Genomic DNA, 26,994 nt, shown 5'->3' with positions numbered 1-26,994 from the left:
GGCGCGACGCCCAAGGATGCCTGCCGCGCCGCAGCATCGCCCGACCGCACCATCGCGTATGTTCCTGCCCTCGACAGGGGAGGGCGCATGGCGGTGAGCGGCAATTCGGCGGTGCTGGTGATTGGCGGTGGCCTGGCCGGCATGGTCACGGCGCTGGAGTGCCTGCGCGCCGATCGCTCGGTGACCATCGTCGATCGCGACACGCCCGAGCGCTTCGGCGGCCTCGCGCGCTGGGCCTTCGGCGGCATGGCCCTGGTCGGTACGCCCCTGCAGGCGCGCAGCAAGATCCGCGACACGCCGGAACTCGCGCTGCGCGACTGGCTGAGCTTCGGTGAGCTCGACCCCGCGGATACCTGGTCGCGGGCCTGGGCCGAGCACTACGTCGAGCGCTCGCGCGTCGAGGTCTACGACTGGCTGCTCAGCGAGGGCCTGCGCTTCCTGCCGGCGGTGAACTGGGTGGAGCGCGGCCGCCAGGGCGAGGGCAGTTCGGTGCCGCGCTACCACATGCTCTGGGGCACGGCGCGGCAGCTGGTGCTCTGCCTCACCGAGGCACTGCGGCGCGCCGACCGCGGCGGGCGCCTGCGCCTGCTGCACCGGCATCGCGTCCGCGCGCTCGAAACGCAGGGCGGCCGCGTCTGCGGCGCGCTCGCGGTGGACGAACGCAGCGGCGCCGAAGTCCGCCTCAAGGCCGACGCCGTGGTGCTGGCGATGGGGGGCTTGAACGGCAGCCACGCGGCCTGTCGCGCCCACTGGCCCAAGGATCGGCCGCGGCCGGCGACGATGCTCAATGGCGCGCATCCCTTCGCCGATGGCCGCCTGCATGCCGAAGTCGCCGAGCGGCTGGGTGGCCAGATCGTTCATGCCGGAGAAATGTGGAACTACGCCGGTGGCATCGCCCATCCGTTCCCGCACTTCGAGGGCCATGGGCTGTCGATCGTGCCCTGCAAGTCGGCGCTGTGGCTGGACCACCGCGGCGAGCGCATCGGACCCGAGCCGCTGGTGACCGGCTTCGACACCCACTGGCTCTGCCAGCGCGTGGCCGAGCAGGCCAAGCCCTGGACCTGGCAGCTGCTGAACCGCCGGATTGCACTCAAGGAGTTCGCGATCTCCGGGGCCGAACACAACCCGCGCATCCGCGATCGCCAGTTCGTCCGCTTCCTGCTCGACACCGTGTTGGGCAATGCGCGCCTGGTCGACCAGATGCAGCGCGAGAGCGAGGACTTCCTGGTCGATGATTCGCTGGAAGGCCTTGCCTCGAAGATGAATGCCCTGACCTGCTCGCATGAGATCGACGCCCAGCGCCTCAAGGCCACGGTCGCCGCCTTCGACGCCCACTTCGCGTCGGGCCGCAACCCGACGGACGACGAACAGGTGCGGCGTATCCTGCAGGCCCGGCAGTGGCGACCCGACCGCCTGCGCACCTGCGCGCCGGCGCCGCTGTCGAAGCCCGGCGCCGGGCCGTGGATCGCGATCCGTCTGCAGCTCATCACCCGCAAGAGCCTGGGCGGCCTGCGCACCGATTTGCAGTCGCGCGTGCTCGGCGCCGACGATGCGCCGATTCCCGGCCTGTACTGCGTCGGCGAGGCGGCAGGCTTCGGCGGCGGTGGGGCCAACGGCAAGCGCTCGCTGGAGGGGACCTTCCTGCCGGGCTGCATCCTCACCGCCCGCGCGGCGGCACGCCATCTCAGCGGAGGCTGATACGCATGTTCGGCAGCTATCCCGTCACTGCAGGCGACTACCGCGAACGCGCGCGATCACGGCTGCCGCGCTTCCTGTTCGACTATCTCGATGGCGGTGCCGGCGCGGAGCAGACCCTCGCCGCCAATGCCGACGACTGGGCGCGCCTGCGCCTGCGCCAGCGGGTGCTGGTCGACGTCGAGGGTGTCGACACCGCCAGCCCCCTGCTGGGCGAGGCCTGCGCGCTGCCGCTGGCGCTGGCGCCGGTGGGCTTCGCCGGCATGATGGCGCGTCGCGGCGAGGGGCAGGCGGCGCGCGCGGCGAAAGCCCTGCAGGTGCCTTTCACGCTGTCCACGGTCGGCATCTGCAGCTACGCCGAGGTCGTCGCAGCCAGTGGCCTCGCGCCCTGGTTCCAGCTCTACATGCTGCGCGATCGCGGACTGGTGGCGGCGCTGCTGGATCAGGTCTGGGCCGAGGGCTGCCGCACCCTGGTGTTCACCATCGACCTGCCGGTGCTGGGTCCGCGCCATCGCGACCCCCGCCACGGCATCGGCCGGCCCGGCCTGCGCCCGAAGCTGATCAAGCTGGCCCAGCTGCTGTCGCGACCGGGCTGGCTGCGCGCCGTTGGCATCGGCGGCAAGCCGCACAGCTTCGGCAGCCTCGGTGCGCATGTGCCGGCCGCGAACGATTTCGAGACCTTCCGCCACTGGGTCGACGCGCAGTTCGATCCCAGCGTCACCTGGAAAGACATCGACTGGCTGCGCGCGCGCTGGCAGGGCCGGCTGGCGCTCAAGGGCCTGCTCGACGCCGACGACATCGCGCCGGCGCTCGACAGCGGCGCCGATGCGCTGATCGTTTCCAACCACGGCGGACGCCAGCTGGACGGTGCGCCGTCGACCGCGCGCGTGCTGCCGGCGATCGCCACCCGGGTCGATCGGCGCTGTTCCCTGCTGGTGGACGGCGGCATCCGTAGCGGCGTCGACGTGTTCCGCGCGCTGGCGCGAGGCGCCGAGGGCGTGCTGATCGGCCGGCCCTGGGTGTGGGCGCTGGCCAGCGCTGGCGAGGCCGGCGTGCGAGCGCTCATCGAAACCTGGCAGAACGAGCTGCGCACCACCATGGCGCTCGCAGGCGTGACCCGCATCGCCGACATCGGGCCGCAGCATCTCGAGCCCGGATAGGCGCCGCCAGACCGACGCCGGGCATGACGCCCTGCGAGACCGCGCGTCCGCACCCGCACACGCCGCCTGATGACCTGCCTCACCCCGGAGTCTCCGATGCCGAACGGCGCCCAAGCCCTGATGAAGACCCTCGCCGATGCCGGCGTCACGGTCTGCTTCACCAACCCCGGCACCAGCGAAATGCACTTCGTCGCCGCACTCGACGACGAGCCGCGCATGCGCGCGGTGCTCTGCCTGTTCGAGGGCGTGGCCACCGGCGCCGCCGACGGCTACGCGCGCATGGCCGACCGGCCTGCCGCCACCCTGCTGCATCTCGGCTGCGGCCTGGGCAATGGCCTGGCCAACCTGCACAACGCGCGCAAGGGCCGGGTGCCGATGGTGAACATCGTCGGCGACCATGCGACGTACCACATGCCGCTCGACGCCCAGCTGCAGAGCGACATCGAAACCGTGGCGCGCAATGTCTCGCCGGGTTTCGTGCGCACTTCGATGCGAACGGAAGACCTCTGCCGCGACGCGGTGGATGCGATCGCCGCGGCGCGCAGCCGCCCCGAGCAGGTCGCCACCCTGATCCTGCCGGCCGACGTCAGCTGGGGCGAGGGCGGTGTGGCCTGTCCGCCGCCCGAACTTTCCCCGCCGCCGGCTGCTGAAGCGGCGGTGGTGGCGCGGATCGCCGAGGTGATCCGCAGCGGCGCCAAGACCGCCCTGCTGCTGGGGCGTCATGCGCTGCGCGAGCCCGCGCTGCTTGCCGCCGCACGCATCGCTGCGCACAGCGGGGTCAAGCTGCTGGCCGAGGTGTTTCCGACGCGGCTTGAGCGCGGCGCCGGCCTGCCATCGGTGGAGCGCATCGCCTATCTGGCCGAGCTGGCCGGCGTGCAGCTGGCCGAGTTCCAGCACCTGGTGCTGGTCGATGCCAAGGCGCCGGTGAGCTTCTTCGCCTATCCCGGCAAGCCCAGCGAGCTGGTGCCCGCGGGCTGCACCGTGCATACGCTCAGCACGCCCGCGCAGGACGCCGCCGCCAGCCTGCAAGCGCTGGCGGCAGCCCTGGGTGCAGCCCACGCATCGCCCGCGCTGCAGCCCGCGGCGCGGCCCGGTCGCCCGCGCGGACGCCTCACCGCCGAAAAGGTTTGCAAGGCGGTCGGGCACCTGCTGCCCGAGCGCGCCATCGTGGTCGACGAGGCCATCACCTCCGGCCTGATGCTGCCGCTGATGACCGCCGGCGGCCCGCGCCACGACCTGATCACGCTGACTGGCGGCGCCATCGGTCAGGGCCTGCCCAACGCCATTGGTGCGGCGATCGCCTGCCCGGACCGGCCGGTGCTGGCGCTGATTGGCGACGGCACCGCGATGTACACGATCCAGGCCCTGTGGACGCTGGCGCGCGAGCAGCTCGACGTCACCGCGATCATCTTCAACAACGCCAGCTATTCGGTGCTCAACGTTGAACTGGAACGCGTTGGCGCGGAACGCATCGGCGACAAGGCGCGCGCCCAGCTCGACCTCAAGGGCCCGCGCCTCGACTTCTGCCGGCTGGCCCAGGGCATGGGCGTGCATGCCGCGCGTGCCGACAGCGCCGAGGACTTCTGCCGCGCGCTGGAATACGCGCTCGGCCACCCCGGCCCGCATCTGATCGAAGCGGTGGTGCCGGAAAGCCTGAGCGGGGTGAAGCGGAAGGCGCTGCCCTTTGTGCTGAAGGCCTTGCCGAAGTTGCCCGCAGCGCTGGCGCGTCGCCTGAAGGCCAAGCTGGCGCCCTGATCACCGCCAACGCGAGTGCGAGCCCAGGCCGGCCCTCCGGCGGGGGATGACGGGTTTCCGTCGACGCAGGCGCGTGGGTTCCGTCACGGTTCTTGCACAGCGAGGTGCCGGAGTCCCGCGAGGAGCGTTGGTGATGCAGGTGCGACGCAACAGGTCGCAGCACGCGAATGCGCCGTTTTCGGCCGCGCCACGAGCGCGTCGGTCCGGCTGGGCCCTGCGTGCGCCGATGCGCGGCCTGATCGCGAGCAGACCATGAAGGACGCGCTCACGCCGTCCCGCGCCTGGATGGGCATCGCTTTGGAGGTTCTCGAGGCGGCGCTGGCGTCCAGCCGCGCCGACGATCTGCTGGAACGCCTGCTGCGCGGCCTGATGGGCCTGCACGGTCTGAGCGCAGCGGCCTTGCTGCGCGCGAGCAGCACCGGTGCCGCGGCGCCACCGGTGTTGCTCGCGCGCAGCGGTCGCCCGCCGTCCGCTGCGGCCGACGAAGAAGAGGCCTGGCGTCGGCTGCTGGCGAAGCTGCAGCGACCGGCCTCCAGCCTGAGCTCGGGCCTGCACAGATTCGAACTGACGACGGCCGAGGCCGAGGTCTGGATCCTCGCTCTGCAGGGGCCTGCGGGCGCTCCCGCCGGGGCCCTTGCGGTCGAGGCCACTGACGCTCTGCGTCTGGCCGCGCGCGTGCACGCGGCGGCCAAGCGGCAGGAGGACGCCCATCAGGCCCGTCGCCGCCTGGAAAGCCTGCTGGAGGCGACGGGTGCGGGCACCTGGGAATGGGAGGTCCAGAGCGGGCGCGCGCGCATGAACACGCGCTGGGCCGAGATCGTCGGCCAAAGCCTGGAGGCGCTGGCGCCCTTGAGCGTGGACACCTGGATGGACCAGGTGCATCCGGACGACCTGCTGCTCTGCTCGCGCAGCATCGAAGCGCACCTTGCGGGGACGACGCCACGCTATGAGGCGACCTATCGGGTCCGCCATCGCGAGGGTTACTGGGTTTGGGTGCACGACTGTGGGCAGGTGGTGCGCTTCAGCGGCGATGGTCGGCCCGAACTGATGGTCGGCAGCCAGATCGACATCAGCCGCGCCAAGCAGACCGAGGACGAGCTGCAGCGCAGCCTGCAGGCGTTGCGTACCTATTCGGCCCTGCTTGATGCGGCGGGGCGCATGGCGGGGATCGGCGGCTGGAGCTATCTGCCGGGCGAGCCCGGTCCGCTGTGGACGGACGAGGTCTGCCGCATCCATGAGGTCGATCCCGGCTATCGCCCCCGCCTCGATGAGGCGATCGGCTTCTATGCGGTCGAGTGCCGTCCGCGCATCCAGCAGGCCTTGGACGCCTGTATCGCCGAGGGCACACCCTGGGATCTCGAATTGGAGATCGTGACCGCCAAAGGCAACCGGCGCTGGGTGCGTGCCCAGGGCGAGGCGGAACGCGACGCGGGCGAGATCCGCATGTTGCGGGGCGCGTTCCAGGACATCACCGAACGCAAGTCGCTGCTTGAGGCCCTGGAGGCAGGCAAGCGCGAATTGGAAGCGCGGGTGCGTGCGCGCACCGCCGAGCTCGAAACCGCCCGCCAGCATGCGGAAGACGCCAGCCGCGCCAAGGACGAGTTCCTGACCAACATCTCGCATGAGCTGCGCTCGCCGCTGCACAGCGTGCTGGGCTTCACCGGTCTTGCCCTGGAAGAGCTCGAATCGGCCGATCGCGACACCCTGCAGCGGTTCCTGGAAAAGGCCAAGGCCAGCGCCACCGAACTGCTCAAGCTGGTCAACGACCTTCTGGACGCGGCGAAGATCGAGTCCGGTCGACTGGTGATCCAGCCGGAGGAAACCGAGCTCGAAACGATCGTTGACGCGGTCATCGGCGAGTTCGAGGTGGCGGCCGCCAACAAGGGGCTCTGCGTCCGCAAGACGCTCGTCCCCCAGGGCCGTGTCATGGCGGATCCGGGTCGGCTCGGTCAGGCGCTTCGCAACGTCATCGCCAACGCCGTGCGCTTCTCGCCGAAGGGCGGCGCCGTGCATGTGGAGGCACGAACGGTCGAAGCCGGCGCCCTGCAGCTGCGCGTCAGCGATCAGGGGCCGGGCATTCCCGAGGCGGAGCTGGAGTCGGTGTTCGATCGCTTCACCCAGAGCAGCCGTACCAAGACCGGCGCAGGCGGCACCGGCCTCGGCCTGCCCATCGCCCGCGGCATCCTCGAGCTGCATGGTGGACGCCTGTGGGCGGAGCGGCCGGAGGGCGGAGGCTCGTCCTTCGTCATGGAGCTGCCCAGTCCATGACGCAGCCCAGGCAGCTTCAATCCCTGTTCGTTCAGATCCTGCTCGCCGCTTTGCTCGCGTTCCTGCTCGGGCTGATCTCCGAGCGCTGGTTCGCGAGCGAAGGCGAAATCCTGAGACGCTGGTGGCCGAACATCGGGGTGCTGATCCTGGCCTTCCGGCTCGGCGGGCGTTCGACCTTCCTGCCGCTGCTCGGTGGCCATGCCATCGGCCTGCTGCTGTTGCAGCTCAGCCTTCATGAGGCCTCGATCTGGCTGCATCTGAATCACGTCCTCGCCGACCTTCTGGAAGCGGGGATGATGATGTTCGTCCTGGCCTCGATCAGCGAGGATGGACGGATACGGCGCAGCGGCGATTTCGCCAAGGCCGGGCTCGCGGTGGTGATGCTGCCACCACTGCTGTCGGCGATCGCGGTCGCAGCAGGGTACGCGCTGCTGCTGGATCGTTCCGGCGCGCCCCCGCTGCTCGACTGGATGTCGGCAAGCGCGGGTGCCGCCGCGATCGTCGTGACGCCCTGGCTGGTCTGGCGAAGCACGCTGGGCGATGCGCCGCTCGCGGGCCTCGCCCCGCGCGCGCGGGCTCTGCGATTCGTTGGAGCCCTGGGTCTGGCCGTGCTGGCGCTCGTCCTGCCGCTCGTCTTTCGCGCCTTCGATGACGCGCTGGTCGCGCTTCTGCTGCTGATGGCCGCCACCCAGCTGTCGGTGCGCCTGTCGGCGCTGCTGTTCATGCTGATGTTCGCCCTGCACGACCTCGAGCTTGCTCCGCTGCTTGGCATCGACAGAGCGGCCACCCTGGGCTCAGCCGCGGATGAGTTGAGGGCATGTGCGATTGGCATCACCGCGCTCTACGTGCGATTGCTGCTCGCCGAGAGTCGCGCCGCCGAGACGGCTGCGCTGGCCGAGCGCAGCGAGCGCGTGCATGAGGTCAGGCGCCTTGAGCGCCTGCTCGAGCAGGTCGACGGCATTGTCTGGGAGGCCGACGCCAGCAGCTTGGACTTTCTCTTCGTCAGCGGCAGCGCGGAGCGCTTGCTTGGCTACCCGAGAGCCGACTGGCTGCGCCCTGGGTTCTGGAAGCAGCACATGCACGCCGAGGACGCCGCCTGGGCGCCCACGTTCTGCGCGGCGCAATCGGCGGCGGGGCGCTCGCACGCCTTCGAATACCGCTTCCGGCACGCTGACGGCAGCTACCTGTGGATTCGCGATGTCGTCAGCGTCGGCCTCGACACACGCGGTCAGACCACGCTGACCGGGGTGATGATCGATGTGAGCGCCTTGCGAAGTGCGGTGGCGGCGCTGGAGGACGCCAAGGTGTCCCTCGACCGCCTCAATCTGCGCCATCGTCTCGCCCTGACCGCCGGCGGCATTGGCGTTTGGGAATACGACCCGAAGACCGGCCTGCACCTCTGGGACGACACCATGTACCGGCTGTTCGGCGAAGAGCCCGACACCGTTGAAACGCCGGCGGATCTGCTGCGCGCAAGGCTCGTGCCGGAGTCCTTGGAGCGCGTGGCGAGCTTCGTCGCGACCCTGCGCAACGGTGGCGATGCCACGCACGCGGGTGACTACAGCGTGCTGCTGCCCAACGGTGAAAGCCATCGCCTGAGAACCGTTGCGGCGACCACCACCTCGGCCGATGGCCACCGGCGTCTGGTGGGGGCGACATGGGATTGCTCGGTGGAGTACCTGGCCGCCGAGGCGCTGCGAGTGCGTGCAGATCAGCTGGCCAGCGTGCTCCACACCGAGGCGCAGGAGGCGGTGCGGGCGCGGACCGCGGCGGAGCGCGCCGAGGCCTTGGGTTCCGACCTTCTCGCCAACGTCTCCCACGAGCTGCGTACGCCACTGCACGCGATCCTGGGGTTCATCGACCTGGCGAGCGACGACCTCACGGGCCCAGAGGGGGGCACTCAAGCCAGCGCGCAGCAAGCGGCTGCGAAGCTGGCCCGGGCGCGCAAGGCCGCGCAGCGACTGGTGGCCCAGGTCGATGAACTGCTGGATCTGGCCAAGCTCGAAAGCGGTGCGGTGGCCCTGCGTCGCCAATCGATTCCGCTGGGGCAACTGCTCAACAGCATCCAGGAAGAGCTGTCCGCCATGCTGATGGCCAAGGGCCTGCGTATCGAGTTGCATGGTCTCGATGCCCTGGCCGAGGAGAGCGAAGGCGCCGCCGACTCGCCGCTCGTCGATGTGGACGAGTTGCGCACCCTCCAGGTGCTGAGGAATGTGCTGGCGAACGCCGTGCGCTTCTCCCCCGATGGGGGCGCGATCCGCATCGAGGTCAGCTCGGGTCCCGACCATAGCCTCGAACTGTGCGTGCGGGATCAGGGCCCGGGCATTCCTGAAGACCAGCTTGCAACCATCTTCGGCAAGTTCATCCAGGGCGGATCGCCTGGCCGCGAGCGCGAAGGCGGAACAGGCCTCGGGCTGCCCATCGCCCGCGAGATCATCCGGGCCCACGGTGGCGATCTGTGGGCCGAGGCGAGTCCCGAGGGCGGGCTGTTCCGGTTCCGAATCCCCCGAGGCCACAGACCAACGGTCTAATACAAGCGACGAACGGCAGTTTATCGGCAATTTAAAAGATGAAAGTGATGATTGTGATGAGTATGATGAGCTCGCGGTCACTGGACCTTCACCCGACCGCGCCACTGACCTGAGGCCCGCGACCTGCCGCGAGGAGCGCGAACCATGATCGCCTGGACACTGCCCGAGTCCTTGACCATCCAGTCGGTCGTCGGCGTGCGCGAAGCGCTGCTGCAGCTGCTGTCCGGGCCCGCCGACGTGTTCGAGCTCGATGGCCGCGGGGTGCAGGAGATCGATGGCGCGGGTGTCCAACTGCTGCTGGCAACCGCCAAGGAAGCCGAGTTGCGTGGAATGCAGCTGCGGCTGCAGCGGTCTGCGCGACTGGCCGCGACCCTCACCCTGCTCGCGCTGGAACACCGTTTCACGCCGCCGGAACCGGCGACCCAGGTGCGCACATGAGTGCCGACGACTACCAGAAGGCCCTGCAGAAGGCCCTGGCGACCTTCTATATCGAGGCCGGCGAGATGCTCGAGCAGATGGAGCAGACCCTCCTCGAACTGGAGGATGCGCCCCAGTCCCCGGACCTGCTCAACGCTCTGTTCCGCAGCATCCACACGATCAAGGGCTCGGCCGGTCTGTTCGGCCTCAACGCGATCGTCGGCTTCACCCACGAAGTCGAAACCCTGCTGGATCAGCTGCGCAGCGGTCAGATCGACCTGTCGCCACCCCTGAGCTCCCTGCTGCTGCGCTGCTGCGACCATGTCACCGAACTGGTGGACTTCGCCCGCAGCGAGGGGCCGGAGGTGGACCCGCCGGAGGCCCAGCGGCTCGCGTCGGAGGCGCTTCTGCAGTCGCTCGCCGCGTTCAAGCCCAGCGCCATGACGCTGATTCCAACAGCGAGCACGCGCCTGAGCCGCGTTGCCGAGCCGGACCCCGCCGATCCGCAGGGCGATGCCGCGCGCTCGACCTGGCACATCTCCCTGCGCTTCCATCCCGACTGCCATCTGCGCGGCATCGACCCGCTGGCGACCATCCGCTACCTGGGCTCGCTGGGCGAGTTGACCCTGTCGGAAACCATCGACGACGCCGTGCCGCCGCTGTCCGAGCTCGACCCGGAGCGCTGCCATCTCGGCTTCGAGCTGCGGCTGTCGACGACCGCGAGCCAGCGGGAAATCGAAGACGCGTTCGAATTCATCGACGATGAATGCGACGTCCGGCTGATTCCTCCGCGTGCGGATGCCGAGGAGTACATCCGGCTCATCCAGGCGCTGCCGCAGGATTCGGGGCGCCTCGGAGAGATCCTGCTCGCCTGCAGGGCGATCAGCGAAAAGGACCTGCACCGCGCGCTGGCGGTCCATCACATGGAAAGCCTGGCTGGCGATCGCCGCAAGCCGCTGGGCGAGGTGCTGGTCGAGAACCGCCTGGTGGCGCCGGCAGTGGTGGACGCGGCGCTGCGCAAGCAGGCGCAGGTGCGCGAGAAGACCGAAGAAGCCCGTGTCTTCCGGGTGCAGGCCGAGAAGCTCGACGCGTTGATCGATCTGGTCGGCGAGCTGGTGATCGTCAGCGCCGCGGCGCGCAACCAGTCCGAGGGCAACGCCCAGCTGCAGGAAACCACCCACCACATGGGCCGCCTGGTCGAGGAGATCCGCAACAGCTCATTGGCTTTGCGCATGGTCCCCGTCGAGGAGACCTTCGCCAAGTTCCGTCGGGTCGTGCGCGATCTCTCCGCCAGCCTCGGCAAGGAGGTGCGTCTCGATATCGAAGGCGGCGACACCGAGCTCGACAAGTCGGTGGTGGAGAAGATCAGCGATCCGCTGATGCACCTCGTGCGCAACGCGCTGGACCACGGGCTTGAAACCCCCGCCGAACGCGAGGCGGCGGGCAAGCCGCGCGAATGCCGGCTGTGCCTGTCGGCGCGCCACGACTCCGGCAGCATTGTGATTCGCGTCGCCGACGACGGCCGCGGCATCGACACCGAACGCGTGCTGGCCAAGGCTCGCGCCAAAGGCCTCGTGCCCGAGGGTGCGCTGCTGTCCGAAGAAGCCATCCACGCCCTGATCTTCGAGCCCGGCTTCTCGACCGCCGATGCCGTCACCGACATCTCCGGCCGCGGCGTCGGCATGGACGTGGTCCGCCAGAACGTCGAGAAGCTGCGGGGGCGCATCGCCATCCAGTCCGAACGCGGACGCGGCACACGCATGGAAATCCGCCTGCCGCTGACCCTGGCCATCATCGATGGCTTCCTCGTGCGCTGCGGCACCGCCGTGCTGGCGATTCCGCTGGAGAACATCGAGGAGTGTCTGTCCGCCGCCGCCGTGGGCGAGGGCGAACGAGTGATCAGTCAGCGCGGTACCGCGCTGCCGATCCTGGACGTCGCGCGCAGCCTCGGCATTCCGCCCGCGACCACGGCGACCCGCCGGAGCATCGTCATCGTCAAGTCCGATGGCGTGCGAGCGGGGCTGCTGGTCGACCAGCTCCTCGGCGAACACCAGACGGTGATCAAGCCGCTGGGCAAGGTGTTCTCGCGCATTCGCCCGCTGTCGGGCTCGACCATCCTCGGGACCGGCGAGATCGCGCTGATCCTCGATGTCGGCGAACTGCTGCGGGGCGCGCGCGGCAGCCCGCCGCCACGGGCCCTCGCACTGGGCCTGGAAAGTGCACCCCGGGCCTGAGCCACCCGCGCATTCCCACCCCCTTCCTCACCGCACCTGGTCACTCGCTGCAGCTCCGGAGAGCCAACATGTCACTTGCCAGCCTCACGTTCCAAGCCCGCATCAAGGCGACCATGGTGGCCGTCTCGATCCTCGCGGTTCTCACCATCCTGGTCTCGCACCTCGTCACGGGGCCGCTGATCATCGCCGTTGACGCCATCGGCATCGGCTCGATCTTCTACTGCGCCTGGTGGCTCACCCACTACTCGGGGCGGACGCTCCGCGAGTTCTCCGGCAGTGTCGAGGCGATCTGTGCGGGCGACTTCCAGGCCGCCGTGCGCTACAGCGGCGAGGATGCGCTGGGCGAATCGGCGCAGGCGGTAAACGGCCTCGCCCGCTCGCTGCGCGAGTTCCAGGCGGCCCAGTCGGAGATGGTCAGCCAGCATGAAGCCGGCTGGATCGACGAGCGCATCGACAGTGCGCGCTTCAAGGGTGGCTTTGGCGCCATCGCCGAAGGCATCAATGGCCTGGTGGCCTCGCACATCGCCGTGAAGATGAAGGTTGTCGACGTCATCACCGGCTACGCCAAAGGGGACTTCTCGGTCGCCATGGACCGACTGCCGGGCAAGAAGGCGCAGATCACCGCTGCCATCGACGCGGTCCGCGAGAACCTTGCGAGCGCCGCCGAGGAGAGTGTCGCCAACGCCCGGGTGAAGCAGGCGCTCGAAGCCACCACCACCAATGTGATGCTGGCCGACGACAGCGGTCGCATCCTGTTCTGCAACCGCTCCGTACTCGAGATGCTCGCCACCGCCGAGCAGGACCTGCGCAAGCAGCTGCCCGGCTTCGACGCCAAGAAGGTGGTGGGCGCGAACTTCGACGTTTTCCACCGCAACCCTGCGCATCAGCGCAACCTGCTCGGCAATCTGCGCAGCACCTACCGGACCGAGATCCAGGTGGGCGGACGCACCTTCTCGCTGATCGCCACGCCGATCTTCGGGGAGGGCGGAGCGCGCCTCGGCACCGTGGTCGAATGGAAGGACCGCACCGAGGAGGTCGCCATCGAGGCCGAGGTCCAGCGCGTCGTCGAAGGCGCCGGCGCCGGCGACTTCTCGCAGCGTCTGGTCGCCGAGGGCAAGGCCGGCTTCTTCGCCAAGCTGGCAGGCGGCATGAACAATCTGATGGACGTCGCCGAGACCGGCCTGAGCGATGTCGCGCGGGTGCTGTCCGCCATCGCCAAGGGCGATCTCACCCAGAAGATCGATGCCGACTACACCGGCCTGTTCGGTCAATTGAAGGATGACACCAACCAGACCGTCGAAACCCTGGCTCGCATCATCGGTGAGGTGCGCCTTTCGGCCGACTCGCTCACCGCCGCCGCCGAGCAGGTCAGCGCCACCGCCCAGTCGATCAGCCAGGCAGCCTCGGAGCAGGCTGCAGGCGTCGAGCAGACCAGCGCCTCGGTGGAGCAGATGAGCGCCTCCATCGCGCAGAACGCGGACAACGCCAAAGTCACCGACTCGATGGCCTCCAAGGCGGCAAAAGAGGCCGGCGAGGGCGGCGAGGCGGTGGGTCGAACGGTCGCCGCCATGAAGCAGATCGCCGGCAAGATCGGCATCGTCGACGACATCGCCTATCAGACCAACCTGCTGGCCTTGAACGCGGCCATCGAGGCGGCCCGCGCCGGCGAGCACGGCAAGGGCTTCGCGGTGGTCGCCGCCGAGGTGCGCAAGCTGGCAGAGCGCAGCCAGGTCGCGGCGCAGGAAATCGGTGAGCTGGCGGCCGGCAGCGTCACGGTCGCCGAGCGGGCTGGCGAGCTGCTGAAGGAGATGGTCCCGAGCATACGTCGCACCTCGGATCTCGTGCAGGAGATCACCGCCGCCTCCGATGAGCAGAGTTCCGGCGTGCAGCAGATCAACTCGGCGATGTCGCAGCTCAACAAGGCGACGCAGCAGAACGCATCGGCCTCGGAAGAACTGGCCGCCACCGCCGAGGAGATGTCGGCGCAGTCCGAACAGCTGCAGCAGCTGATGGAGTTCTTCCGCGTATCGACAGCCGCCGGCGATGTCGCCCAGCCGCGCTCGCGGGAGAAGCCACGGGTCACCCCGCTGTCCGGCAAGCGCCGCAAGGAGGCCGGCGCGAAGGAGGGCGATGACCGCTTCGAATCCAACTTCTCGCGCTTCTGAGGGCGACTGCCATGGACAGTGCACACGCCCTGCAAACGCTGGCGGAGCCGGCGCGCCAGAACGGTGACATGCACGATCATCAGTGCCTGAGCTTCGTCTCCGGCGGCACCCACTTCGGTGTCGACATCGCGGCGGTCAAGGAGATCCTCCAGTACGCGGGCGTCACCGAGGTGCCGATGACGCCGCCCTGCATTCGCGGGGTGATCAATCTGCGCGGTCTGGTGGTGCCCGTGGTCGACCTGGCGATCCGCCTCGAACGCCAGCCCTCGCCGCCCGGGAGGCGGGCCTGCGTGATCATCGTCGAGCTCACCGATGGCGCCGAACGCCACGACATCGGCGTGCTGGTGGACGGCGTCAGCGAGGTGGTCGACGTGGCGGCCTCCGAGGTCATGCCGGTGCCCAACTTTGGCACCGCGGTCAGGGCCGACTTCATCCGCGGCATGGTCAATCGCGGCGAGAGCTTCCTGATCCTGCTCGACATCACCTCCACCTTCGACTTCCAGGAGCTGGCCGGCGTCCGTCTGGCCGCGCTGGACCACCACTGAGGTACACATGCTGCTTGACCGGCCCGCGCTGAGCGCCACCACCTTCGACGGCATCCGCAGGCTGCTGTTCGAGGTGTCGGGCATCTCGATCGGCCCCGGCAAGGAGGCCCTGGTGGCCGGTCGACTGCAGCGACGCCTCGATGCCCTCGGCCTGAGCGGCTTCGATGAGTACCTGCAGAAAATCCGGAACCGGACGCAGGACGATGAGCTGCAGATCGCCATCGATCTGCTGACCACCAACGAAACCTACTTCTGGCGTGAGCCGCAACACTTCGATGCGCTTGCCGTGCAGGCGCGCGCGGCGGCAGCCGGCGGTCGCCGCTTCGAGGTCTGGAGCGCGGCCAGCTCCAGCGGCGAAGAGGCGTACAGCATCGCCATGGTGCTTGCGGAGATCGCGCGGACCACGCGGCCGACGCTCGTCTGGTCGATCTTCGGCTCCGACATCAGCCAGCGCGTACTCGAGCGCGCGCGGCGCGGACACTACCCGATGGAACGCGCCCAGCGACTGCCGATCGACCTGCTGCACCGCTACTGCCTGCGCGGCCAGGGCGACTACGCCGGCACTCTGCTGGTCGAGCGTGCCCTGCGCGAGCGCGTGAGCTTCGAGCAGATCAACCTGATCGAGGCGCTGCCGGCGATCGGCCCCTTCGATGCGGTCTTCCTGCGCAACGTGCTGATCTACTTCGAGACGGCCACCAAGGCGCAGGTCGTGCGCGCCGTCGCGGCCAAGCTCAAGCCCGGTGGACGCCTCTATGTGGGTTTGTCCGAAAGCCTGCATCAGGTGGCCGGGCCCCTGGTTTCGCGTGGCCCCGGCATCTACGCACGGCCAGAGGACGCATCGCCATGAGTACGGACGCGGACCACAGCCCGCCGATCGTGCTGATGCCCGGTCAATGGGCGATTCGCTGGGGACAGGGCGTGATCGAAACCCTGCTCGGCTCCTGCGTGGCCCTGACCCTCTGGGATCCGCTGACGCTGACGGGTGCCTGCTGCCACTTCATCCTGCCCGAGGAGAAGACAAGGCCGCGATCAGCAGAGAAGGAGGGCGCCGCCGGCAAGTTCGGCCGCGCCGTGGTGCCGCTGATGTGGGCGGAGCTGGCCGCGCGCGGCATCCCCCGCGAGCGCTGCGTGCACAAGCTGTTCGGCGGCGGACGCATGTTCGCGCCGGCCGCGGGTGACATTGGTGCCGACAACATCGCTTGCGTCCGCGCACTGGTGGACGCAGCGGGGATCACGCTGGCGGCGGAGTCGGTCGGTGGAGATGGACATCGACGCATCAGCTTCGATGTCGCCACCGGCGTGGTCGCGGTGCAGTTCCATCCCGTGTCTCCCGCGTTCTGCGAGCCGACACCATGAACACCGCCGCGATCCGCGTGCTGATCGTCGACGACTCCGCAGTGGTCCGGCAGGTGCTGTCGGCCGTACTCGGCAGCGCCAGTGACTTGCGCGTCATCGCCACCGCGGCGGACCCCCTGATCGCCATGGAGCGCATGGCCGTCGAATGGCCGGACGTGGTGCTGCTCGATGTCGAGATGCCGCGGATGGACGGCATCTCCTTCCTCAAAAAGATCATGGCGGAGCGTCCGACGCCGGTTGTCGTCTGCTCGACGCTCACCGAAGCCGGCGCCGCAACGACCCTGCAGGCGCTGGCGGCCGGGGCGGTCAACGTGGTTGCGAAGCCGAAGTTCGGCTTGAAGGGCTTTCTCGAGGAGAACGCTCGGGAGTTCGTCCAGGCCATCCGCGAGGCGGCGCGGGCGCGTCCACGCGCGATCGGCGCGCGCGGCTCAGGTGCTGCCAGGCCCGTCGCGCAGGCCGCCAACGCCGCTGCCGCCGCACGCGCGTCGGCCATGGCCACAACCGAGAACGTGGTGGCGATCGGCACCTCCACCGGCGGCACCCAGGCGCTGGAGCAGGTGCTGGTCGCGCTGCCGCGCCTGGTCGCCGGGATCGTCATCGTCCAGCACATGCCCGAGAAGTTCACCGCGAGCTTCGCCAAGCGGCTGGACAGCCTGAGCGAGATCGACGTCAAGGAGGCCGAGCACGGCGATCGCGTGCTGCCGGGACGCGCGCTGATCGCGCCGGGCGGGCTGCACATGCGCGTCGTGCGCAGCGGGGCTCTCTATCGTGTCGAGGTGCTGGATGGCCCCCCCGTCAACCGCCACAAGCCCTCGGTCGACGTGCTGTTCCGCTCGGTGGCGCAGTACGCCGGTGCCAATGCACTCGGCGTGCTGATGACCGGCATGGGCGACGACGGCGCCCGCGGTCTGCTCGACATGCGTCAGGCCGGCGCCCGCACGGTCGCGCAGGATGAAGCCAGTTGCGTCGTGTTCGGCATGCCGCGCGAGGCGATCCGCCTGGGCGCGGCCGAGACGGTGGTGCCGCTCGATGGCATCGCCGACGAGATCATTGCAGTCTCCACCCTCGACCTGCAGCGTCGAGCCTCCCCGTCCGTGCGCCCCTGAGGCCATCGCCATGCGCCGAATCGTGTACGCCAGCTTCTCGCACAAGCCTCTGGGCCTGGATGCACTGTTCGAACTGCTCGTCCACTCGCGCCGGGCCAACACCGGGCGCGGCATCACCGGCGCGCTGTTCTACCAGGACCGCTTCTTCCTGCAGTGCCTCGAGGGCCCGACGGTTGAGGTGTCGGATCTGATCGGACGCATCGCGCGCGATCGGCGCCATGCGGCGTTCACCCTGCTCAGCGACCAGCCCTTGGTGGTGTCCCGACTGTTCTCGTCCTGGGCCATGGGCTTCTTCCATATGGAGGCGGTCGAAGCGATTGCGCCCCCGGGGCTGCTGACGGAAGTCTCGAACTTCGAGCAGGCGCTGGCCGGGGAACAGGCCGCTGATCCGGCCGCCGTTCTGCTGCGGCAGTATTGGGCGGCCAATGCGCGACATCTGGTTCGCCCCGTCAACACGGGCAGTCGCGTCACTTCCAGCCCCTAGTGATGCCATGAACGAAAAGACCTACACCACCCGCGAAGTGGCCCGGATGCTCGGCGTCACGGTGCAGACCGTGCAGCGCTGGGTGGATGCCGGCGTTCTTCGCGCCTGGCGAACCGCCGGAGGACACCGCCGGCTCGCGGTCGACAGCGTCGACAATTTCGTCCGCAACTCGAGGCTGCAGCTGCAGGGCGAGCAGGGCCCGACATCGGCGAACGCGACGGGCGCGTCGCCAGCCCCGCCGCATGTGCAGAGCGATGCCGCGCCCTGCGTGCTGGTGGTGGACGACGACGAGAACGACCGAGAGCTTGCAGTTCGTGCCGTGCGTGGCCTGCTGCCCGCCGCCCGCATTCTGGAGGCCGACAACGGCTTCTCTGGCCTGATCCAGCTCGGCCGCACGGCCGTGGACGTGCTCATCACCGACATCCACATGCCCGAGCTCGACGGTCTCGCGATGCTGCGCGCGCTGCGTGCAGACCCGGCCACCGCGGCGATCCGCATCGCCGCGATGTCGAGCTATGACCTCGACGAGATCGGCCGGCGCGGGGGCCTGCCCGCTGGCGTGGCCTTCCTTCCGAAGCCGCTTGGACGCCAGCGCGTCGGCGATTTCCTGCTCTCCCCGGCCAAGACTGGAGCTGCCTGATGGACGCTGACCGAAAAACGGATCCTGCGGCGGGCACGGCGACGCTCCTCATCGTCGACGACGAGCCCGACAACCTCGATCTGATCGAAGGCATGCTGGCCCGCAGCCCGTACACGCTGGTGCGCGCCGAATCCGGGCGCGAAGCGCTTGAGCTGCTGGCGGCCGAGCCCGACCGCTACGACGCCGTCCTGCTCGACCGGATGATGCCAGGCATGGATGGCATCACGGTGCTCCGCAGCATCAAGGAGAACCCGCGCCTCAACGCGCTGCCGGTGATCCTGCAGACCGCGGCCGGCAGTCCGCACCAGGTCGCCCAGGGCCTCGAAGCCGGCGCCCACTACTACCTCATCAAGCCCTTCGACCGCGCCCAGCTCATCCCCATCGTGGCCGGCGCGGTCGGCAACTACCGCAACATCCGCGAGATGACGCGACGCATGCTGTCGAGCGTCGCGCTCGGCTTGATCCTGTCGGGCGAGTTCCGCTACTCCACGCTGGAAGAGGCCAAGGAGCTGGCCACCTTCCTGGCCCGCGCCAGCGGCGATCCGAGCCCGGTCGCCTTCGGCCTGTTCGAACTGCTCAGCAATGCGATCGAGCACGGCTGCCTCGGTATCGGCTACGAGCAGAAGAAGGCGGCACTGCTGAGCGGCAACTACCCCGCGCTGCTCGCCGCACGGCGTGCCGAGCGCGATGCCTCGCGCTGGTTCGCCACCGTCCGCATCGAACGCGACGAGGAGGCGGTGACCTACACCGTGGCCGACCCGGGTGCGGGCTTTGACGCCGGCGCCTTCCTCGAAGCTCTGCCGCACCGACTCACCGAACCCAACGGCCGCGGCATCCAGATCGCGCGCGAGCTCAGCTTCGACAGCGTTGAATACCTCGGCTGCGGCAACACCGTGCGGGCCAGGGTCGCGCTGTCGGCCTGGCGTGAGTTCTAGCCATGCCAGCCGGCAGCGAGCTGCCGTGGCTGGTCCTGGCGCGCGCGCTCTGGCCCCTGCTGGTCGTCGGTCCCGAGGGCCAGCTCCGCTTTGCCAATCCAGAGGCTCGCGCCTGGCTGCGCGAGGCAGGCCTGCCCTGGTACGACCTCGCCAACGGACATCCGATCGGCGCCTTGCCCGCGGATGCCGAGGTGCTGGCCTTGGAGGGCGCCGATGGCGCCCGTCTGGTGCAGCGCCGGTCAGGTGTCGCAGCGCGTCGCAGTGGTGGGCTGCTGGACGCGCCCGGCCTGCTTTTCCGACTCGAGCGCGCGCTCGAAACCGCGCTGCAGCTGGGCCAGATCGTGTCGGTGTCGCAGTTCAACCTGGGCCTGTATCACGAGATCGAATCGCTGTACGGACGCAACGAAGCCGGCGCCCTGATCGATCAGATCAGCACGCGCGTCATCGCCCAACTGCGCCGGGGAGAGTTCGCCGGCCATCTGGGCAACGGCCAGCTGGTGCTGGTATCGCTGGCACAGCCGACGGCCGAAGCCGCGATGGCCGCCACCGAGCACTGGCTGCGGGTGCTCGCCCAGCCGCTCCGGGTGGGCCGCGGCGAACATGCCCACCGCGTCACCGGTGGGTTGGCCATCGCGCCCGAACACGGTCGCAGCGCCAGCGAGCTGCTCGACCATGCGGCGGCCGCAGCGTTTACCGCCGCGCGTCAGCGGCGGGGCACCGTGTGGGCCTTCTCGGAGGCGATGGCGCGGCAGATGCAGGACGACATGCTGCTCGAATCGGCCTGCGCCAGCGCCCTGCAGAACGACGAGTTCCATCTTGTGTTCCAGCCCAAGGTGCGTCTTGTTGTCGGCGCGCCGCAGCTGGACGGCGTCGAGGCCCTGCTGCGCTGGCAGTCGCCCAAGCTGGGCAACGTCTCGCCCGCGCGTTTCATCCCGATCGCCGAGCGCGCTGGCTTCATGCCCGACCTCGGTCGACGGGTGGTGGAGATGGCCTGCGCGCAGATCCTGCGCTGGCGGGAGCGCGGCTGGCAGGCGCCTGTGGTCGCGGTCAACGTGTCCGGCTACGAATTCAACCAGAGCGATTTCCGCGGCCAGTTCAAGCGCACCCTCGAACGCTTCCGGGTACAACCGTCGGCTCTGCAGATCGAAATCACCGAAAGCGCGCTGCTGCAGGACGTGGACTACGCGATTCACGTGCTGAAGTCGCTCAAGGCCGATGGGGTGGGTCTCGCGATCGATGATTTCGGCACCGGCTATTCCTCGCTGGGCTACCTGCGTCGCTTTCCCGCCGACCTGCTGAAGATCGACCGCAGCTTCGTCGTCGACGCCGAGAAGGACGAAGGCGCGCGCGCCGTGCTGCTGAGCATCGTGCAGCTGGCGCATTCGCTGCGGATGGACGTGGTTGCCGAGGGCGTCGAAACCGCGGCACAGCGCGACGTCCTGCTGGCCATGGGCTGCGACTGCTTCCAGGGCTTCCTGTTCGGCCGACCGCTGCCGGCGCATGAGCTGGAGGCGCTGTGGGCACCTGCCGGAGCGGCGCATGCCAGCGGGGCTTGAGGCGCTGCGCGCGGCCACTCGCGGCCTGCACGCGGCAGTCGAGAGCACCGCGGTGATGCAGGGAATGCTGTGCTCCCCACTCTCGGCGACGACCTATGGGCAGTACCTGGTCGCATTGGCCGCCAGCATCGCGCCGCTTGCCGCCCGTCTGCAGCAGACGGAGGCGCGGCCCGCGCTGGCCTCGACAGAGGCCTGGGCCTGTCTTGCGCAGGACCTGGGGGCGCTCGCCGTCGCCTGGCCCGCAGTCGTCGAGACGCCCCCCGAGCCCGCGCATCCCGACGCGATCTGGGGGCGCATCTACGTGGTGCGTGGCGCCGAAGCGGGGCTTTCGATCGTGGCCCGGCAGCTGGATCGGCTGGGAGGAGCGGCCAACCTGCCGAGGCGCTTTCTCGATGCGGTGCTGGCCCAGCGCTGTGACTGGCCGCGCATCTGCCGGGTGTTGGACCAGCTCGAAGGGCCGGCGCAGCGCGCCGCCGTCGAACTCGCGGTGGCTGACTTCCGATTCGCTCTCGCTGCTCTGAGTGCCTGCGCGCCAGCACCGGAGGTCTCGGCATGAGGCCCGATCCCATTCTGGAAGCGGCCGAACGGGCCTGCGCGGAAGAACCCATCCATCGCCTCGGGCGTTCGCAGTCACACGGCGTGATCCTCGTCTGCAAGGCTGAGGACGCGAGCATCGCGATGTGCTCGATGAATGCCGAGTCGGTGCTCGGCATCGCCCCGCAGCAGCTGCTGGGCCGGGCCTTGGCGAGGCTCAGCCCGCGCCTCGACGAGCTCGCCCGTGGCGTGCGCGCGCAGGGCCTGTGGCCGGACGGTACGCCGATGCGGCGACAGGCGCGGGTGGCGTTGGGGCCGGCCGCCGCCGTGCTGGAAGCCTCGGTCCACGCCTGGGACGCAGCGGTCATCGTCGAGCTGCAGCCCACGCGGGTCGATCCGGACTTGGTCGAATCCGACGCCGCCAGCCTCATCGACAGCCTCTCGCAGAAGCTCGCGGTGGCCGCCAGCGTTGTCGAGCTCTGCGACATCGCCTGTGCCGAGGTGCAGCGCATGACCGGCTACCAGCGGGTCATGGCCTATGAATTCGATGCCGACTGGAACGGCAAGGTCATCGCTGAACAGGTGCGCGCCGGCGAGCCGACCGCCTATCTGGGGCTGCAGTTTCCCGCCTCGGACATTCCTCCGCAGGCGCGGCGCCTGTATGCCAGCGTGCACCTTCGCGTGATCGCCGACGCCGACGACGAGGGCATGCCGCTGGTCGGCATTGCCGAGGCCCAGCCCGCCCCCGATCTCAGCCATGCCCTGCTGCGCAGCGTTTCGCCCATGCACCTGCAGTACCTGCGCAACATGGGCGTGCGCGCCACTCTCGCGATCTCACTGCTCGTGGATGGCCGTCTGTGGGGGCTGCTGGTCGCGCATGACGAGCTGCCGCGGGTGCCGCCGCACGCCATCGTGCATGCACTGCGCGTCACCTGCCGGGTGATGGGCCAGATGGTCGGCGCCCGCTTGCTTGCGCTCGACTACCGACAGCGTCTCGCTGAGGACCAGAGCCTGCTGGATCTGATCGAGGGGCTGCAGTCGAAGGGCAGCCAGTTCCGAAGCGTCGCTGCAGCCTGGCAGGCGCTGAAGGCCGAGATACTCGCCTGGTTCATGGCGGATGGCGGCCTGCTGGTGGAGGAGGGGCGCGTTGAGTCCATTGAGGCGGAGCTGCAGGGCTCCTTGGAGGCCTGTGTCGTGCACTTCATGACGCAGGGCCGGGATGCCCCGCTGGCCTCGTCGGCGCTGGCTGCGGCGGGCGTGGTCGAACCGGGCTCGGCGGTGTCCGGCGCGCTGTGGATTCCCTTCGGTCGGGCGGGCAGCGGGCTGCTGCTGTGGCGTCGTGAAGAGCCGCGCTCGGTGTTCTGGGGTGGCGACCCGAATTCGCCGATGGAGCCCTCCGGCCGCACCGAACGGCTGGGGCCGCGCCGCTCCTTCGCGAAATGGCGGGAAGTGCGTCGGGACGAGTCAAGGCCCTGGAGCCCCGCCCAGTTGGAGGCAGCGCGCCGGCTGGGCGTGCAGTGGCGCCTGTTGGGCCTCGACGAGGAGCGGCGTCGGGCCGAGCACACCGTCTGCCTGCTGCAGACCGGAATCATGCACATCCCGGATGGCCTCGCGATCGCCCGCGGCAGCGCGGACGGCCGGCTGGAGGTGCTGTTCGCCAATCCGCCATTCGACGTCCTGCTGAATCAGGGGAAGGCCTCGGTCGGAAAGACGCCCGCCTTTCTCGATGGCAGCTGGGGCGATGACGAAACTCTGGCGGCCCTGAGGGACGCGCTCGGCCGGCAGCGCCCCATCGAACTGGAGTTCGCGCCGGCCGAAGGACGCTGGCTTTCGCTCTCGCTCACACCCACGGGCACTCGGGACGGCGAAGCCCCGGTCTGGGTTGCGCTGGTGCGCAATATCAGTGCGCGCAAGTGGCAGGAACGGGCGCAATCACGCCAGAGCCTCGCCCTGCAGCGATCCAACGACCGCTATGCGCGCATCCTCGAAGCTTCCCACGACGGCATGCTGACCCTCGACGAGGGTTTGGGGATCGACTACTGCAGTCCGCGCCTGTACGAGATTCTGGAGGGCTACCAGAGCCTGGTGGGCCGACCCTTCCCGGGTTTGTTTGCCCGCGGTGAAGACGCCGAAGCCCTCATCAGCACCTCGTCGACACGCAGCTATGTCGTCCGTCGGGAGAGTGCGCTGCGCGACGGGCACGGTCGCGAGCGTCTGTGCGACATCGCCATGATTCCGCTACGACGCGACGAGGGAGATTCGGCAGGTTGGCTGGTGATGGTGAGCGACATCAGCCAGCGCAAGGCGCTGGAAGATTCGCTGCGCAAGCTCAATGCGCGCCTCGAGGCCGCGGTGGCGGAACGCACCGCCGAGCTGGTTTCAGCCAAGGAATCGGCGGACGCCGCCAACCGGGCCAAGAGCGAGTTCCTGGCCAACATGTCGCACGAGCTGCGCTCGCCCCTGCATGGCATTCTCGGCTTCACGCGTCTCCTGATCGACGACCCGGACCTGCCGGAAGAGCGGCAGCTCAACTATCTGGGCAAGGTCGAGCGCAACGCCGCGAATCTGCTGCTGCTGGTGAACGACCTGCTCGACTCGGCCAAGATCGAGGCGCACAGCTTCTCGATCCAGAGGGTGCACTGCGACCTCGTGGAGATCGCACGCGCTGTGGCTGCCGAGTTCCAAGTCGACACCGGGCCGGCCTCGACCATCCGCCTCGACCTGCCGGGCGCTGCGCCTTGCCTCGTGGACCCGGTGCGCATGGCCCAGGTGCTGCGCAATCTGCTCGCCAATGCCGTGCGATTCTCGCCTGCGTGCTCGCGAATCGATGTGCGTGTCGAAGGCGGGGATGCCGGCTGGCGCCTGCTCGTGCTCGATTGCGGACCGGGCATTCCTGCGGATGAGCTGGAAAGCATCTTCGAGCGCTTTTCACAGAGTTCGGGCACCAAGACCGGCGCCGGCGGAACCGGACTCGGCCTGCAGATCGCCCGCGGTATCTGCGAGAGCCACGGTGGCTGGCTGCGGGCCAGCAATCGGGCGGGCGGTGGCGCCGAGTTCGAGGCGTGGATTCCCAGCGGGCACTGAGTGGCGCACTTGGCGGCGGGCGTCCTTCAGTCGTCCCCACGCACCGGACCGCCTCGCACGCGCGCCCCAGCGCGCCGCAGATCATGCGCGCGCTGCACAGCTGGCTCGACTTGGCCCGCGCGTTGGCAGCTGATGGCCCTGGCGGATGTCTACGACGCGCTGATCTCGCGGCGCTGCTACAAGGCGCCCATGAGCCACGAGCAGGCCGTCGCGATCCTGCAGGACGGGTGCGGCAGCCATTTCGATCCCGAGGTGGTCGAGGCTTTCCTGCGGCGGCAGCACGAGTTCCGGCGGATCGCCGAGACCTACGCCGACTGAGAGCATGTGAGAACCCTCCGCCTACTGCGGCCGCCTCTGGCCGCCCGTGGCGGCAGCGCGCTACGCGAATTCCGCGGTCACTTGGCTCGCCAAACTCCCTTGAATTCACGTGCCGCGCTTTGCCGCGAACACCCAGAGGCGCCCTCGCTACGGCGTCTGGGCTTTTTCACACGCTCTGGGATCTGCACGGGGGTTCGCGGCCCGGGCTGGGCAGGTCCATTGCTGAAAGTGTCAAACCCGCGGCGGCAAGCCGCTTGCATGGGGGCCGGTCGCGCCTGCGCACGGCAGGCACCACTCGCCCGACGCCGTACCCCTGATGCTGGACCCCAGCCAGACCCTAGATGCCATGGAGAGCTTGCGCATGAACCCTGTACTCGCCTGCTGCACCCTCGCGGCCAGCCTTGGCCTCGCCTCTTACGCGCAGGCCCAGTCAAGCTATGCCGACGTGGTGCTGGCGGACAGCCCGGTGGCCTATTACCGCTTCGAGGAAACCAGCGGGACGGTGGCCGCCGACAGCAGCGGCAACGGCAATGACGGCGAGTATCGGAATGCGCCCACCCTGGGGCAGACTGGCGCCGAGCGTCTCGGCCGCGCGGTGCGATTCGACGGCATCGACGACTACGTCAACACCGCCCGCACCGTGGCCGGCAACTTCAGCCTGGAGCTGTGGGTGAACACCACGGCCAACAGTCTGGGCGGCGTGCAGGCCTTCCAGGGCAACGGCCTGGTGTGGTCCGACGTGGGTGGTGGCGCCAACGACTTCACTGTTGCCGCGGTCAACAACCGTCTGACCTTCTTCACTGGAGACAACGAAGCCAATATCAGCAGCACCAGCCTGCTGAACGACGGCGAGTGGAAGCACCTCGTCGTCACCCGCAGCCAGGGCGGGGAGATCCGCGTCTACGTCAACGGCGAGCTGCAGGCATCGGCGGCCGCCGGCGCAGCCCTGCTCAACGCCAATCCGATCATCGCCATCGGCGGCAACGTTCTCGACAACCGCTACTTCAACGGTCTGATCGACGAAGTGGCCTACTACGCCAGCGAGCTCAGCCCCGCGCGTATCCAGGCCCACTACATCGCCGGCGCCGGCCCCGGATTGCCGGCACCGCTGCCGCGCCCTGCCGTGGTCGACACCCTGTCGGGTGGCAGCCTGGGCCTGCTCGCCCTGCTGATCGCGGGTCTGGCCTGGGCGGGGCTGCGCCGGCGCTGAGTCGGCCGCAGCCAGTCTCAAACAAGCCGGGCCGGCGCGCGGCTTACCGCGCCTGCGCGTCCATCGAAGCCGTCACTGATCCACTCATCCAGGCGTTCCGACCCCATCGAGTTGGAGTCCGCCCCGATCGATCGAGCGCATCACGCGCAGACCTGAAAGGCCACAGCGTGAGCTTCGGGATGCTCAGCCTGCGAGCCTGTCCCTCAGTGCGGTGAGCAGGCGCTCGATGTGGGCCCGATCAGGCGTCGAGACGCCGTCCCGATAGCGACGCTGCAGCCCGAACAGCGCCGCGCGCAGTGCATCGGCCGTCCATGTCCGGATCGCCGCGCCCTGCTCGACGTCCACGGCAAGCTGTCTCGGGTCCACTGGAGCAGTCTGCGCCTCGCCCCAGGCATAGCCATCGAAGCTCAGAGCGAAAGCCTCGGCGAGGCTGCCATAGCCCCAATCCGGGTTGGCAGGCACGTGTTTCGCCTCAAGGTGCCGGGTCGGAATCGAGGCGCCGGGAAGCAGGCTCCAGAGCGTCCTCGCATCGCCGGCTTCAAGCGCCGCCAGCGCTTGCGCTGCGCGGTGGTCGAGGGGTTCAGGGGATTCGTTTCTCAAGCTCGACTCTCCAGCTGCGCGGGTTTCATGTTCCGCAGTCGGCGGGGGCGATTCCGATCCGCCGTCACCCAGCCGTGACGAGCGAAGCGGCCATCAGTTCCTCATCCTGCCAGGGCGGAAACAGGCGAGGGTCGATGAACCAGCGAGCAGATCATCGCGCTGATCAAGCAGGCCGGTCGTCGTGGGCCTCAGCAGGCTTGGGTGCCCAGTCCGCGCGAGCACAATCTTGACGCAAAGTCACGGAGCCCAAGGTCCGCGACTCGGGTCACCCGGGGCACAGGTCTGTCACAGGGTAAATCGCGCGCTTGGAGGGGAGAGCCGCCGCGCTTGCGCGCCACTGGCGCGCGCGGCGCGCGAACGCCCGAGCGCCGTGAGGCGGGCGGGCCGGGAATCACGACAGG

19 protein-coding genes and 3 pseudogenes are annotated in these 26,994 nt (G+C 69.2%); 21 read left to right on the top strand and 1 reads right to left on the bottom strand.

Going from position 1 to position 26,994, the window contains the following annotated elements; translation table 11 throughout:
• Positions 1 to 87: 87 nt before the first annotated feature.
• The 21 genes and pseudogenes from BLP83_RS15825 (at position 88) to BLP83_RS15730 (ending at position 25,993) form a co-directional block, all read left to right on the top strand.
• The gene (locus tag BLP83_RS15825) at positions 88 to 1,698 is read left to right on the top strand and encodes an FAD-dependent oxidoreductase (protein WP_091245040.1); all 1,611 of its coding nucleotides are present in this window, start codon (positions 88 to 90) and stop codon (positions 1,696 to 1,698) included.
• 5 nt (positions 1,699 to 1,703) lie between these two features.
• Positions 1,704 to 2,855, top strand: a complete 1,152-nt coding sequence (locus BLP83_RS15820) for an L-lactate dehydrogenase (protein WP_091245038.1) — start codon at positions 1,704 to 1,706, stop codon at positions 2,853 to 2,855.
• 96 nt (positions 2,856 to 2,951) lie between these two features.
• The gene (locus BLP83_RS15815) at positions 2,952 to 4,610 is read left to right on the top strand and encodes an acetolactate synthase large subunit (RefSeq protein WP_091245035.1); all 1,659 of its coding nucleotides are present in this window, start codon (positions 2,952 to 2,954) and stop codon (positions 4,608 to 4,610) included.
• 252 nt (positions 4,611 to 4,862) lie between these two features.
• A complete protein-coding gene (locus tag BLP83_RS15810; protein WP_091245032.1) occupies positions 4,863 to 6,878 on the top strand; it encodes a sensor histidine kinase in 2,016 nt (671 codons plus the stop codon).
• A complete protein-coding gene (locus BLP83_RS15805; protein WP_091245030.1) occupies positions 6,875 to 9,409 on the top strand; it encodes a sensor histidine kinase in 2,535 nt (844 codons plus the stop codon). Before BLP83_RS15810 ends, BLP83_RS15805 begins: the two co-directional genes overlap by 4 nt.
• Before the next feature lie 144 nt (positions 9,410 to 9,553).
• On the top strand, positions 9,554 to 9,847 hold the full coding sequence (locus BLP83_RS15800; protein WP_091245028.1) for an STAS domain-containing protein: 294 nt from the start codon (positions 9,554 to 9,556) through the stop codon (positions 9,845 to 9,847).
• Complete coding sequence (locus tag BLP83_RS15795; protein ID WP_091245025.1) at positions 9,844 to 12,060, top strand: chemotaxis protein CheA; 2,217 nt, start codon at positions 9,844 to 9,846, stop codon at positions 12,058 to 12,060. The genes BLP83_RS15800 and BLP83_RS15795 overlap by 4 nt, the downstream gene beginning before the upstream one ends.
• A 68-nt stretch (positions 12,061 to 12,128) precedes the next feature.
• Positions 12,129 to 12,890: pseudogene (locus tag BLP83_RS19425) on the top strand (PAS domain-containing protein); the annotation flags it as partial.
• Positions 12,891 to 13,196: 306 nt separating this feature from the next.
• Positions 13,197 to 14,225 (top strand): annotated as a pseudogene (locus BLP83_RS19420) (methyl-accepting chemotaxis protein); the annotation flags it as partial.
• Between the two features lie 11 nt (positions 14,226 to 14,236).
• Positions 14,237 to 14,770: a chemotaxis protein CheW gene (locus BLP83_RS15785; RefSeq protein ID WP_091245022.1), complete on the top strand. Its 534-nt coding sequence runs from the start codon at positions 14,237 to 14,239 to the stop codon at positions 14,768 to 14,770.
• 7 nt (positions 14,771 to 14,777) lie between these two features.
• Positions 14,778 to 15,617, top strand: coding sequence for a CheR family methyltransferase (locus BLP83_RS15780; RefSeq protein ID WP_091245020.1), 840 nt, complete (start codon positions 14,778 to 14,780; stop codon positions 15,615 to 15,617).
• The gene (locus BLP83_RS15775; RefSeq protein ID WP_091245016.1) at positions 15,614 to 16,126 is read left to right on the top strand and encodes a chemotaxis protein CheD; all 513 of its coding nucleotides are present in this window, start codon (positions 15,614 to 15,616) and stop codon (positions 16,124 to 16,126) included. Before BLP83_RS15780 ends, BLP83_RS15775 begins: the two co-directional genes overlap by 4 nt.
• Positions 16,123 to 17,232, top strand: coding sequence for a protein-glutamate methylesterase/protein-glutamine glutaminase (locus BLP83_RS15770; protein ID WP_091245013.1), 1,110 nt, complete (start codon positions 16,123 to 16,125; stop codon positions 17,230 to 17,232). The genes BLP83_RS15775 and BLP83_RS15770 overlap by 4 nt, the downstream gene beginning before the upstream one ends.
• Before the next feature lie 10 nt (positions 17,233 to 17,242).
• A complete protein-coding gene (locus BLP83_RS15765; RefSeq protein ID WP_176764235.1) occupies positions 17,243 to 17,716 on the top strand; it encodes a BLUF domain-containing protein in 474 nt (157 codons plus the stop codon).
• Between the two features lie 7 nt (positions 17,717 to 17,723).
• Positions 17,724 to 18,356: an excisionase family DNA-binding protein gene (locus BLP83_RS15760; protein WP_176764234.1), complete on the top strand. Its 633-nt coding sequence runs from the start codon at positions 17,724 to 17,726 to the stop codon at positions 18,354 to 18,356.
• The gene (locus BLP83_RS15755; RefSeq protein ID WP_091245005.1) at positions 18,356 to 19,291 is read left to right on the top strand and encodes a response regulator; all 936 of its coding nucleotides are present in this window, start codon (positions 18,356 to 18,358) and stop codon (positions 19,289 to 19,291) included. Before BLP83_RS15760 ends, BLP83_RS15755 begins: the two co-directional genes overlap by 1 nt.
• Before the next feature lie 2 nt (positions 19,292 to 19,293).
• Positions 19,294 to 20,847, top strand: a complete 1,554-nt coding sequence (locus BLP83_RS15750; protein WP_091245003.1) for a putative bifunctional diguanylate cyclase/phosphodiesterase — start codon at positions 19,294 to 19,296, stop codon at positions 20,845 to 20,847.
• Positions 20,831 to 21,403: a heme oxygenase-like domain-containing protein gene (locus BLP83_RS15745; protein ID WP_091245000.1), complete on the top strand. Its 573-nt coding sequence runs from the start codon at positions 20,831 to 20,833 to the stop codon at positions 21,401 to 21,403. Before BLP83_RS15750 ends, BLP83_RS15745 begins: the two co-directional genes overlap by 17 nt.
• Positions 21,400 to 24,444 (top strand): annotated as a pseudogene (locus tag BLP83_RS15740) (ATP-binding protein); the annotation flags it as partial. The gene BLP83_RS15745 and the pseudogene BLP83_RS15740, both read left to right, overlap by 4 nt.
• Positions 24,445 to 24,465: 21 nt before the next feature.
• Positions 24,466 to 24,783 (top strand): HD-GYP domain-containing protein, encoded by a 318-nt coding sequence (locus BLP83_RS19415; RefSeq protein ID WP_425389021.1) that lies wholly within the window; start codon positions 24,466 to 24,468, stop codon positions 24,781 to 24,783.
• A 361-nt stretch (positions 24,784 to 25,144) separates the two neighbouring features.
• The gene (locus BLP83_RS15730) at positions 25,145 to 25,993 is read left to right on the top strand and encodes a LamG domain-containing protein (protein WP_176764233.1); all 849 of its coding nucleotides are present in this window, start codon (positions 25,145 to 25,147) and stop codon (positions 25,991 to 25,993) included.
• Between the two features lie 183 nt (positions 25,994 to 26,176).
• Here the strand turns inward: BLP83_RS15730 and BLP83_RS15725 are convergent, their stop codons facing one another.
• Positions 26,177 to 26,593, bottom strand: a complete 417-nt coding sequence (locus BLP83_RS15725; RefSeq protein WP_143006724.1) for a hypothetical protein — start codon at positions 26,591 to 26,593, stop codon at positions 26,177 to 26,179.
• Between the last annotated feature and the right edge of the window lie 401 nt (positions 26,594 to 26,994).

Source organism: Aquimonas voraii (assembly GCF_900101825.1).
Taxonomy (GTDB): Bacteria; Pseudomonadota; Gammaproteobacteria; order Xanthomonadales; family Xanthomonadaceae; genus Aquimonas; species Aquimonas voraii.
The sequence above is the reverse complement of the archived record's forward strand: the minus strand, read 5'-3'. Positions and strand labels throughout refer to the sequence as shown.